Annotated in this window: 10 protein-coding genes; all 10 read right to left on the minus strand. The window is 26.8% G+C overall.

Features of this window, described 5'->3' with window-relative positions:
• Nucleotides 1-180: 180 nt before the first annotated feature.
• The 10 genes from GBZ86_RS02330 to GBZ86_RS02375 all read right to left on the minus strand — a co-directional run bounded on the left by GBZ86_RS02330 (nucleotide 181) and on the right by GBZ86_RS02375 (nucleotide 11,985).
• On the minus strand, nucleotides 181-903 hold the full coding sequence (locus tag GBZ86_RS02330) for an amino acid ABC transporter ATP-binding protein (RefSeq protein ID WP_152887366.1): 723 nt from the start codon (nucleotides 901-903) through the stop codon (nucleotides 181-183).
• Nucleotides 878-1,555, minus strand: coding sequence for an amino acid ABC transporter permease (locus GBZ86_RS02335; RefSeq protein ID WP_152887368.1), 678 nt, complete (start codon nucleotides 1,553-1,555; stop codon nucleotides 878-880). Before GBZ86_RS02335 ends, GBZ86_RS02330 begins: the two co-directional genes overlap by 26 nt.
• A gap of 203 nt (nucleotides 1,556-1,758) precedes the next feature.
• Nucleotides 1,759-2,613, minus strand: coding sequence for an ABC transporter substrate-binding protein (locus GBZ86_RS02340; protein ID WP_152887370.1), 855 nt, complete (start codon nucleotides 2,611-2,613; stop codon nucleotides 1,759-1,761).
• Between the two features lie 274 nt (nucleotides 2,614-2,887).
• Nucleotides 2,888-3,724, minus strand: a complete 837-nt coding sequence (locus tag GBZ86_RS02345) for a transporter substrate-binding domain-containing protein (RefSeq protein WP_152887372.1) — start codon at nucleotides 3,722-3,724, stop codon at nucleotides 2,888-2,890.
• Between the two features lie 32 nt (nucleotides 3,725-3,756).
• Nucleotides 3,757-5,160: an argininosuccinate lyase gene (argH, locus tag GBZ86_RS02350; RefSeq protein ID WP_152887385.1), complete on the minus strand. Its 1,404-nt coding sequence runs from the start codon at nucleotides 5,158-5,160 to the stop codon at nucleotides 3,757-3,759.
• A gap of 12 nt (nucleotides 5,161-5,172) precedes the next feature.
• Nucleotides 5,173-6,381, minus strand: coding sequence for an argininosuccinate synthase (locus tag GBZ86_RS02355; RefSeq protein ID WP_152887374.1), 1,209 nt, complete (start codon nucleotides 6,379-6,381; stop codon nucleotides 5,173-5,175).
• A gap of 277 nt (nucleotides 6,382-6,658) precedes the next feature.
• Entirely contained in the window at nucleotides 6,659-8,767 is a 2,109-nt protein-coding gene (locus tag GBZ86_RS02360; RefSeq protein ID WP_152887387.1) for a HelD family protein, read from the minus strand.
• 230 nt (nucleotides 8,768-8,997) lie between these two features.
• Entirely contained in the window at nucleotides 8,998-11,094 is a 2,097-nt protein-coding gene (ftsH, locus tag GBZ86_RS02365) for an ATP-dependent zinc metalloprotease FtsH (RefSeq protein ID WP_152887376.1), read from the minus strand.
• Between the two features lie 30 nt (nucleotides 11,095-11,124).
• On the minus strand, nucleotides 11,125-11,649 hold the full coding sequence (gene lepB, locus GBZ86_RS02370) for a signal peptidase I (RefSeq protein WP_152887378.1): 525 nt from the start codon (nucleotides 11,647-11,649) through the stop codon (nucleotides 11,125-11,127).
• Between the two features lie 114 nt (nucleotides 11,650-11,763).
• Nucleotides 11,764-11,985 carry a DUF3006 domain-containing protein gene (locus GBZ86_RS02375; RefSeq protein WP_152887379.1) on the minus strand — a complete coding sequence of 74 codons (222 nt, stop codon included), beginning with the start codon at nucleotides 11,983-11,985 and terminating at the stop codon, nucleotides 11,764-11,766.
• Nucleotides 11,986-12,150: the final 165 nt, after the last annotated feature.

Below are 12,150 nucleotides of genomic sequence, written 5' to 3' on the forward strand. Positions count from 1 at the left end.
TTTAAATTTAAAATTAATATACCATTTTATTACATATTTTTCAATATTTTCACTGTAGTTGCAATTAAAAAATAGCTTAATTCTAAAAAGATTTAAGCTATTTTATAAAAGTATTTTTTTTAAAATTTGTTTTAATCTACTCATATTTAAAGTTTTAACCCTATCATTTAATAATATTTTCTATAAAACTTTTGATAAGAACTCTCTTGTTCTATCATGTTTAGGATTATTAAATATTTCATTTGGTTTACCTTTTTCTAATATATTTCCTTTATCCATAAAGAAAATTCTATCTCCAACTTCTCTTGCAAAACCCATTTCATGAGTAACAACTACCATAGTCATTCCATCTGCTGCTAACTCCTTCATAACATTTAAAACTTCACCAACCATTTCAGGATCTAATGCTGAAGTTGGTTCATCAAATAACATAACCTTTGGTTCCATTGCCAAAGCTCTTGCTATAGCTATTCTTTGTTTTTGCCCTCCTGATAAAGAAGCTGGATAAGCATTGCATTTATCTAATAGCCCTACTTTTTTTAAAAGCTCTAATGCTTTTTCTTTTGCCTTTTCTACTGGAACTTTCTTCACTTTAATTGGAGCCATTGTTAAATTTTCTAATACAGTTTTATGTGGAAATAGATTAAAATGCTGAAATACCATACCCATTTGTTCTCTTATCTTATTTATATCACATTTTTTATCAATTAAATTATTACCTTCAAATACTATTTCTCCCTCTGTAGGATTTTCTAAAAGATTTAAGCATCTTAAAAATGTACTTTTTCCCGATCCAGATGGACCAATAACTACTACTACTTCTCCTTTTGCAATATGTTCATGCACTCCTGTTAAGACTTTATTTTTTCCAAAATGTTTATGCAAGTTCTGTACTTTTATCATCTATACTCAACTTCCTTTCTATATAACTCATAAGTCTTCCTAAACTAAATGTCATTATGAAATAAAATACTGCTGCAACTATTAATGGCTCAAAAGCTTTATATGTAACACCTGTAACTACATTAGCTCCATACATTAACTCTGCAACTCCTATAGTTGATGCCATTGAAGATTCTTTAATAACTGCTACAAACTCATTCCCTACAGCAGGTAATATTTTCCTTATAGCTTGAGGTAATATTATTAATATCATAGCCTTTCCTTCTGTCATTCCTAAACTTCGTGCTGCTTCTAATTGTCCTTTATCCACAGCATCAATTCCAGCTCTTATAAGTTCTGACACATAAGCTCCTGAATTTAACGCTATTGCTATTATAGCTGCTGGTAATACATCTATATCTATATCAAATACCGCTGAACTTCCAATATAAACTATCATAATTTGTAATAATAAAGGTGTTCCTCTAACTATTTCTACATATACTGTTGATATAATCTTAAATATTTTAAACTTTGAACGTTTCATAAAACATAATAATGTACCAAATAAAGTTCCAATAAATACTGATATTAAAGATATTATTAATGTCCATTTAGCCCCATCTAAAAAATATATATAACTTTCCTTTAAAAAATTAAAGTCTAAATTCATTTTACTCTCTCCCTTCCTATTCTAAATAATTATTTTGTATTAACTAATCTTATAAATTTTATCTCAATTCCCTTTTTATTAAAATGTAATGCCCCTTTTACATTTTAAATATCTTGCTTATTGCTACTTTTTATAAATTACATTGAAGCTTGCTTAAGCTAACTATACTATTTTAAGAGAGAGAGTTTAAATTCTCTCAATTCTTATTGTTCATGTGCTAATTGTTGTGCTTTAACTACAAATTCATCTATTTTGCCTGAATCTTGTAATCTTTTTATAGTTTCATTAACTTGTTTAACTAATCCTTTTGAACCTTTTTTAATAGCCACTGCTGATCCACCTTCATTATCTTCAAGTTGTGGTGTAGATAAAATAAGATCGGTATTTCCTTTCATAGCCATTTCTGCTACTGGTAATTCAACTGCAAGACCATCTATTTTTCCACTTTTAAGTTCCATAATTAAGTTGTTAACATCTGATAATAATTTCAAATCTACGTTCTTAATTTCATTTTTTGCTAAATCTGCTTGTATTGAACCCATTTGAGCACCTATTTTTTTGCCTGCAAAATCATCTAAGGTTTTATACTTATCTTTATTTTCAGCTTTAACTAATATTCCATGAGTTGCTGTATAATATATATCTGAAAAATCTACCGCTTCAGCTCTTTCTGGTGTTGGACTCATTCCTGAAATTATCAAATCAATCTTTCCAGCTGGCAATGAACCAACTAATGTATTAAAATCCATGTCCTTTATTTCTAATTGAACCCCTAAATCCTTAGCTATTTCTTTAGCTATTTCCACATCAAATCCAACTATTTCATCTTTTCCATCTATTATTTTATGAAATTCATATGGTGCATAATCAGCACTTAATCCAACTACTAATTTACCTTTATCCTTTATACGTTGAACATCCTTGTTAACTTCTACTTTAGTGGAAGTTTGTTCTATTCCTTCGGTTTTTGCTTCACTACCTCCACAAGCAACTAAAGATAAACTCATTATTGAAATCACTGATATGGTGAATATTTTTTTTATCATTCCTATCTTCATACTTATATCCCCCTTGTATTAACTATAATTTTCTAACCTCATGAATTATTATACACTTTAATTGCATAAAAATGCAATAGTTTTTTAAATATTTTTGAGATTTTATTTATATTTATGCATATTTTATTAAATAAATATATAAGTCATGCATATACACTGCATAATTTATGTTGTTTTCATTTAAATCCCTATTATATTTTAATGCATTAATATTCACTTATTAGTCTTATTGATTTTTTTATAAATATGAATATGAAATCTTTACTTAATTTTATTATTCATATGCTAATTCTTGAGCTTGAATTATAAATTCATTTATTTTTCCTGAATCCTGTAATTTTTTTATTGTTTCATTGACTTGCTTTAATAAACCTTCTGATCCTTTTTTTACTGCTATTGCTGAACCATTATTTTCATCTTTAAGTTGTGGTGTTGCTATAATAAATTCTTTATTTCCTTTTAGTATCATTTCTGCTACAGGTAATTCCACAGCAATACCATCAATCTTCCCAACTTTAAGTTCTGTTACTAAATTTTTAACATGGGATAATAATTTTAAATCTACATCTTTTATTTCTTTTTTTATTAGTTCTGCTTGTATAGTTCCCATTTGAGCTCCTACTTTTTTACTTGTAAAATCTTCTAGTGTTTGATATTTTTCTTTATCCTTTTCTTTAATTACTATTCCTTGATCTGCTTTATAATATATATTAGAAAAATCTACAACTTCCGCTCTTTCTGGTGTTGAACTCATTCCTGAAACTATCATATCAATTTTTCCTGTAGGTAAAGCACCTATTAATGTACTAAATTTCATATCTTTTATTTCAAGTTTTACCCCTAAATCCTTAGCTATTTCTTTTGCAATCTCAATGTCAAAGCCTACTATTTCATCTTTTCCATTTATTATTTTATGAAATTCATATGGTGCATAATCAGCACTTAATCCAACTACTAAACTACCTTTATCTTTTATTGCTTTAATATCTTCACTAAATATCTCTTTTTCTGAAACCGTCTTAGGTTTATTACCTCCACAGGCTAATAATGATAAACTCATCATTGAAATTGCTAAAGTAGTAAATATTTTTTTGAAAATTCCTTTTTTCATAAATATAAATCTCCCTTACTAAATTTAAAATTTTATTTAATTTTAAAATTACTATGTTCAGATTTTATTTTTAAGTAATTCTCTAATTCATCTAATAATAAATTTATCTGTTTAGAACTAGGACCACCTATTATATCTCTAGCTTCTACGGAATTATTTACATCTAATACTTCATAAACGTCATTATTAAATATTTTAGAAAAATCTTTTAATTCACTTAAAGATAACTCTTCTAATTTTTTCTCATTATTTATACAATATGAAACCATTTCTCCTAAAATTTTATGAGCATCTCTAAAAGGAATACCTTGTTTGCATAAATAATCAGCTAAATCTGTTGCATTTATGAATCCTTCATAACAAGCTTTTTTCATATTATCTTTATTTACTTTACAAGTTTTCAACATTGCACCAAATATAGGCAAGCAACTTTTAACAGTATCAATAGAGTCAAATATTAGTTCTTTATCTTCTTGCATATCTTTGTTATAAGCCAAAGGCAATGCTTTCATAACTGTTAATAAAGCCATTAAATTTCCATAAACTCGTCCTGTTTTACCTCTTACTAACTCAGCTACATCTGGATTTTTCTTTTGAGGCATTATACTTGAACCTGTAGAATATTCATCATCTAATGATAAAAAGCTAAACTCTGAAGAACACCACAAAATAATTTCTTCACTAAATCTAGATAAATGCATCATAATCAAACTTAAATCATTAGCTAATTCTATTACAAAATCTCTATCTGATACGCTATCTATACTATTTTTTGTTACACTTTCAAAATCTAATAATTCTTTTACTAAATTTCTATCAATAGAATAGGTTGTTGTTGCTAAAGCAGCACTCCCTAATGGCATTGAATTAACTCTTTTATAACAATCTTCTAATCTTTCATAATCTCTTTTAAACATTTCTGAATAAGCCATTAAATGGTGTGAAAATGTAATTCCTTGCGCTCTTTGTAAATGTGTATATCCAGGCATTATAGTTTTTACATTTTCTCTTCCTAAATCTAATAATACTTTTTGTAAATTTAATAATAATTCACTTATATTTCTTATTTCTTTTTTTAAATACATTCTAATATCTAATGCAACTTGATCATTTCTACTTCTAGCTGTATGTAGCTTTTTGCCTACATCGCCAATTTTCTCTATGAGCAAAGTTTCTATATTCATATGAATATCTTCTGCATCTTTTGAAAATCTACACTTATTTTCTTCTATATCCATTAATATTTCCTTTAAAGCATTAACTATTAAATCACTATCTTTTTTGCTAATTATATTACACTTACTTAACATTGTTACATGAGCTATACTTCCTGAAATATCTTCTAAATACATTCTAGAATCTACATGAATGGAAGAATTAAAATCATTTAATTCTTCACTAGTATCTTTTTCAAATCTTCCGCCCCATAATTTCATCACAAATACCTCCTATTTAATTCCTCTTTTAATAGCAACTACCTTAGATGGTAATCCATATAAATTTATAAATCCTTCTGAATCTTTTTGATTATATACCTCATCCTCATCAAAAGTAGCAATTTCCTCATCATATAAAGAATATTTAGAATTAATACCTGCTGTTATTATATTGCCTTTATATAGCTTTAGCGTTACTTCTCCAGTTACAAATTGCTGAGTATTATCTACAAATGCCATAATAGCTTCTCTTAAAGGTGTGTACCATTGACCATAATATACTATTTCACCTAATTTATTGCCCATTAATTCTTTATAATGAATAGTTTCTCTATCTAAACATAAACTTTCTAATTCTTTATGTGCATAATAAAGAATAGTGCCTCCTGGTGTTTCATATACACCTCTTGATTTCATTCCTACTAATCTATTTTCAACTATATCTATTATTCCTACAGCATTGTCTCCACCTATTTTATTAAGGACTTCAATTATTTTCACTTCATCATATTCAGTATCATTTATTTTTTTAGGAATTCCCTTTTCAAAATAAATTTTTATATATGTTGCTTTATCTGGCGCCTCTTCTGGTGTAACTGACATTTCTAAAATATTTTTATATTTTGGCTCATTCATAGGATTTTCTAAATCAAGTCCTTCATGACTTAAATGCCATAAATTTTTATCTTTACTGTAATTAGTTTCTTTAGTTAATGGTATATCTATATTTTTCTTTATAGCATATTCTATTTCTTCATCTCTTGATTTTATATCCCATATTCTCCAAGGAGCTATTATTTTCATATCTGGTGCAAATGCTTTAATTGCTAACTCAAATCTTACTTGGTCATTTCCTTTACCAGTACATCCATGTACAATAGCAGTAGCTCCCTCTACTTTAGCTATCTCAACTAATCTTTTTGCTATAATTGGTCTAGCAAAAGCTGTTCCTAATAAATATTTACTTTCATATAATGCATTAGCTTTTAAGCAAGGAATAATTACTTCATTTACTAATTCTTTTTTTAAATCTTCTATGTATATTTTACTTGCTCCTGTTTTTATTGCCTTTTCCTTTAGTCCCTCTAATTCTTTTCCTTGTCCAACATCTCCAACTACAGCTATTACTTCACACTCATAATTCTCTTTTAACCAAGGTATTATTATAGAAGTATCTAAACCTCCTGAATAAGCTAAAACTACTTTGTTTAATTTTTTCATAACCATTCTCCTTTTCAAGTTGATATTAATTATTATACACATTTTTTATATTTATGCAATAAAAATTTATAATCATTCTTATTTTTATATATTTTATGCATTTAAATTGTTTTATGATTAATATTTATACATATTCTATTTTTATAATTTATGTTTATTTCATATTGTTTTATAAAGTAATTAAATTTATTATTGCACATAAAAAAGCCATAATTTTCAACATTAAAAATTATGGCTTTTGTATTAAATATTAATTTGTATATTTTATTAAAATTTTCTATTTCAAATTAATGTTAATTAAGTTATGAAGTGCTCTAGTACACATTATATATTTTAATAAATTATCTTCTTTTCTATTTTCTTTGAAATCTATCATTATAACTCCATCAAACTCTAATCCCTTTGCAAAATATGATGGTATTATAACATTTCCTCCTTTATAAAGAACATCTTCATTATTAAATTTAACTAAATGAACTTTTCTTTTTATTTTTTCCCATACTTCTTCTAAAGCATCTCCATCTTTAGTTACTATAGCAATACTATCTAATCCTTTATTATTTAATTCCTTTAATTTTTCTATTAAAATATCCGTAAACTCTTCTTCACTATTACATTTAATTTCTTGTACGGCATCTCCATTTCTTACTAAAGGAATTATTCTATTTTCATTTAAATATTGGTTTGCATACTCTATTATTTCATAAGTACTTCTATAACTCTTATTTAAATTATAAAATTCTGTTCCACTTTCATCTAAAATTTTATCTAAATTTAGCATAGCGGCTTCTTCATTTAATTTTATTAATCTTTGATTTGTATCACCAACTACAGTAAAATATTTTGTTCCACTTAATTCTTTAACTACTTTAAATTGTAATGGTGAATAATCCTGAGCTTCATCTATTATTACATGTCTATAATCTTCTTTTGCTTTTTTACCATCTAGCTTAATCATTAAATATAATATTGGAGCTAAATCATTAATAGTAAGAGCTTTAAAAGTATTAAATTCATTGTATATTTCAATAATATTTCTCTTGTTAATCCAAGTTTCTAATTCTTTTCTGGCCTTTATAACTTCTCCTACTATTTCTCTTATTTTAATCTTTCTTCTAAATTCTATATTATTTTCATCTCTTAATAATTCTTCTGGTGTTAATGATTCTTTAAGTTCTTTTATTTCTTTATTTAATAACCAAACTTTTTCATCTCTCTTATCCTTTATTTTTGAAACTATAATTCTCTTTATTTTTTCACTTCTTCTAAATAAAGGCATATATGCATAATGCTTATTAAATAATTCTTGTATTTCTTCTATGGATATTACTATATTATCAAAATATTTAACTTCTTTTATAGCAAAAAAGTTATTATTCAAATCATTTATTAAATTATCCAAATCTTCTATAATTTCATAAGAAGCTTTATACTTAGCATCATTTACAATTTCTTCATTTCCACTAACTAAGTTTTCTAAATACTCTTCAAAATTAATGATATTTAAATTTTCTCCTAATTGATGCATAGCAAAACCTAAGAAAGTTTGTTGCTTAACACCTACCTCTCCTAGGCTAGGTAACACCTGAGAAATATATTCCATAAAAATACTATTTGGTCCCAATATTAATACCTTATCTTGTAGTTCTTTTCTATAATTATATAATAAGTATGCTACTCTATGAAGAGCAATTGTAGTTTTTCCACTTCCTGCAACTCCATTGACAACTATATTTTTTATTCTATCTTGTCTTATTATCTCATCTTGTTCTGATTGAATAGTCATAATAACATCTTTTAACTTCTCAGAACTATTAGAGCTTAAAACCATTTGAAGTATATCATCTTTTACATCTATAGCAGAATCAAATAACCCTTGTAACTCACCTTTTTTTACAATAATTTGTCTTCTACCTAAAATATCTGTTTTTATTTCACCATCAGGTGATTTATACTTAGCCTCACCTAAACTTCCATGATAAAATAATGATGCTACTGGTGCTCTCCAATCTACAATAGCTGGCTCATAATTTCCTTCAGGAGTTACTCCAAACCTACCTATATATAATGTATCTACTTCATCAAATTCTTTATCATTAAATGTAACTCTACCAAAATAAGGTGAATCTTTAAGTATAGTAAGTTCTTTTAATTTTCTATCTATAGTATTAAAAGCTTGTTCTTTTACAAATCTTTCATGATCGAAATATTCTATTAATTTATCTTCATCATCTCTATATTCTTCTAATGCATTTTTTCTATAATCTAAGATATATTGAGTAACAAATTTTCTTTTATTTATACAAGCTAACATTTCTTCATTTATTATATTTAAAATTTCCTCTAGCTTTTTCTTTTCCACTAAAAATTCAACTTCTTTAGACATATCTTCCTTTAATCCTACCATATTTTTTCTTCCTTTCTTAGCTATTATTTAAATTATATCCATTCATAAGTTTTTATACAATTATTCATGATTCAATTTTTTATATACTTTACTGTTTATTTTGTTATTAAATTGAATGAAATCCATTTGTTTCTTATATCTATAAAAGGTAAAAACACTATCTCATCATTATTTAATGAATTTTGATAGTGTTTTTTTCTTAAAGATTATTATTTATCTTTATTTTCTTCTTCAGAGCTAGTTTCTTTATTGTCTTTTTTTAAAGAAACCTCTTCATTATTTTCAGCATTTTTTGAAGCATGCTCTAACTCTGATACAAGATCTTCAATTCCTTCACTCTCTATTGACATTTGCTCTTTTTCAAGTCTTAGCATTTCCTCTTTAGCTTGCTTTATAGCTTCTTCTTTTTCTTTTCTTTTTTCCATAACTTGCTCTTTTAAAAGTTCTTTTTCTTTTTTAATCTTTTCATAAACTTCTCTTCTTTTAGGGTATTTTGAATAAACAATTTCCATAAATTCTTCCCCCATAATAGTTTCCTTATCTAATAATACATCTGAAATTTCATCTAAAAGATCTTTATTTTCCTTTAATATATTAACTGCTTTTTCATGAGCTGTTTTTATTATTTTTAAAATTGCTTGATCAACCTTAGTTGAGGTTTCTTCTGAACAATTTCTAACATTTCTTCCATCTAAATATCTAGCACCTGGAGACTCTAAAGCCATCATATCAAACTCGTTTGTCATACCATAAACAGTAACCATATTTCTAGCTGTTTGAGTAGCTCTTTCTATATCATTTGATGCTCCTGTTGTTATACTATTAAATTCTACTTCTTCAGCTGCTCTACCACCAAACATAACTGAAATCTGTTCTATCATTTCATCTTTTGAAACTAGATATTTCTCTTCTTCTGGCAATTGCATTGTATATCCTAAAGCTCCCATTGTTCTAGGAATAATAGTAATCTTATGTACTGGATCAGTATTATTTAACAATGCTGCTACTAATGCATGACCAACCTCATGATATGCAACAATTTTCTTTTCATGTGGAGACATAATTCTATCTTTTTTCTCTTTACCAGCTATAATCACTTCTACAGCTTCTTCTAAATCTTCTTGAATAACATATTTTCTACCATGTTTTACTGCACTTAAAGCTGCCTCATTTACTATATTAGCTAAGTCAGCTCCTACAGCTCCTGGAGTAGATTTTGCTATTGCTTCTAATGAAACATCATCACCTAATTTAACATCTTTAACATGAACTTTTAATATAGCTTCTCTACCAATTAAATCTGGACTATCAACTATAACTCGTCTATCAAATCTACCAGGTCTTAATAAAGCTTTATCTAATACTTCTGGCCTATTTGTTGCGGCTAAAATAACAACTCCTTTAGATGAATCAAATCCATCCATTTCTGTTAATAACTGATTTAAAGTTTGTTCTCTTTCATCATTGCCCTGAATTGCACCATCTCTACTTTTACCAATAGCATCTATTTCATCTATAAATACAATGCAAGGAGCTTTTTCTTCCGCTTGTCTAAATAAATCTCTAACTCTTGCAGCACCCATACCAACAAACATTTCAACAAAGTCTGAACCTGATAATGAAAAAAATGGAACTTTCGCTTCTCCTGCAACAGCCTTTGCCAACAAGGTTTTACCAGTTCCTGGAGGCCCTACTAATAAAGCACCTTTTGGAAGTTTAGCACCTATTTCTGTGTACTTTTGAGTATTGTGTAAAAAATCAACAATTTCTTGTAATGATTCTTTTGCTTCCTCTTGACCTGCTACATCATCAAAAGTCTTACCTGTTTGGTCTTCAGCATAAAGTTTTGCATTATTCTTACCAAAAGACATTACGCCTCCACCCATTTTTTTATCCATTTTGCTAAATATAAATCTACCAAGTACAGCTAATAATAAAAATGGTAATACCCAGCATAATATTAAATCTATTATTGGATAACTTTCCATAGGTTTACCATCATACTTTACTCCAGCCTTAGTTAATTGTTCAGTTAAATCTGGATCTTGTATTCCTGAACTTGCTAAATTTGGGGTGTGTAGTATCTTACCTGCTTTATCTGTTCCTTCTTTTGGTGTTATTTGGATTTCATCATAAGATATTACTACTGATGAAATTTCATTTTTTTCAAGCATACTTTTAAATGTACTATAGTCAATTTTTTCATAAACCATATTCTTTCTTACTACATTAAAGCTAAAAACTAATACTATAATTATAGCTCCATATATTAAAGCATACTTTAGTGCTTTATTGTCTTTAAACATCTATATCACTCCTTTTTTTTAATTCTTTAGTTAATGTACAAGACCTATTCTATTGAAAGGATAAACTATTATCCTTGCTTTTGCTTTAATTTCACTTCCATCAACATAAGGATTATGCCAATATCTTGAATCATTACTATTAGCTCTATTATCTCCAAACATTAAAAACTTCCCCTCTGGCACATCAAAAATTCCTGCTTTATAATCTACATTTTTAACATATGGCTCACTTAAATACTCTCCATTTATATAAACACTACCATCTTCTTTCACTTCAACATGATCACCTGGTAATCCTATAACTCTTTTAAGAAGTAAATCTTCAAATTCTTCCGATTTAAAAACTACTATATCTCCCCTTTTTATTTTATTAGGATTATATATCCTAGTTACAAATAACTGATCCCCAGCTTCTACTGTTGGTACCATAGATTCTGTTGGAACAGATATCTTGAATAACACAAAGTGATTTATTAATAATGCTAATATTACAGCTGCCGCTATAGGAACAATCCAATCTAATAAAAACGACTTTTTTATTGTTTCTTTATTCATTTTTTACACATACCTTTCATATTAATCCCATTAATTATTTTTATAATTAATTTAAATAGTATTAACTATACTTTTAAAAAATATTATTATTATTTCATATTCCTATAGTAAACTTTAATCTTCCCACATATCTTCCATTAACTTATTTATTTGTTCTTTTCTTTTTTTTGTTAAAACATTATCTACACAATAAGTATTGTGCATACATTCTATTAGTACATCCCCCTCTTTTACCACTCCTTTTACTTGGCTGCTAGTTAAATATATTATTTTACAGTTACTATCTTCACATGTAATAACTCCATTTTCTATTCTATCAACTATTATTTCATTCATATTATAATGCACCTCAAATAATATTTATACTTATTTATTATTTTATGTATCAATTGTAAGTATACCATAAATTATTGACAATTTCCTGTCATTAATAAGGTATATTTTTAAAAAATTTATTTATTATATAAATTCTAATTTGAAATTTAAGGTTCAACATATCAT

The sequence above is a fragment of the Clostridium tarantellae genome (assembly GCF_009295725.1).
Taxonomy (GTDB): Bacteria; Bacillota; Clostridia; order Clostridiales; family Clostridiaceae; genus Sarcina; species Sarcina tarantellae.

Coding starts and splice junctions, on each gene's coding strand:
- GBZ86_RS02330 (WP_152887366.1), bottom strand. CDS start 903: ATGATAAAAGTACAGAACTTGCATAAACATTTTGGAAAAAATAAAGTC.
- GBZ86_RS02335 (WP_152887368.1), bottom strand. CDS start 1,555: ATGAATTTAGACTTTAATTTTTTAAAGGAAAGTTATATATATTTTTTA.
- GBZ86_RS02340 (WP_152887370.1), bottom strand. CDS start 2,613: ATGAAGATAGGAATGATAAAAAAAATATTCACCATATCAGTGATTTCA.
- GBZ86_RS02345 (WP_152887372.1), bottom strand. CDS start 3,724: ATGAAAAAAGGAATTTTCAAAAAAATATTTACTACTTTAGCAATTTCA.
- argH (WP_152887385.1), bottom strand. CDS start 5,160: ATGAAATTATGGGGCGGAAGATTTGAAAAAGATACTAGTGAAGAATTA.
- GBZ86_RS02355 (WP_152887374.1), bottom strand. CDS start 6,381: ATGAAAAAATTAAACAAAGTAGTTTTAGCTTATTCAGGAGGTTTAGAT.
- GBZ86_RS02360 (WP_152887387.1), bottom strand. CDS start 8,767: ATGTCTAAAGAAGTTGAATTTTTAGTGGAAAAGAAAAAGCTAGAGGAA.
- ftsH (WP_152887376.1), bottom strand. CDS start 11,094: ATGTTTAAAGACAATAAAGCACTAAAGTATGCTTTAATATATGGAGCT.
- lepB (WP_152887378.1), bottom strand. CDS start 11,649: ATGAATAAAGAAACAATAAAAAAGTCGTTTTTATTAGATTGGATTGTT.
- GBZ86_RS02375 (WP_152887379.1), bottom strand. CDS start 11,985: ATGAATGAAATAATAGTTGATAGAATAGAAAATGGAGTTATTACATGT.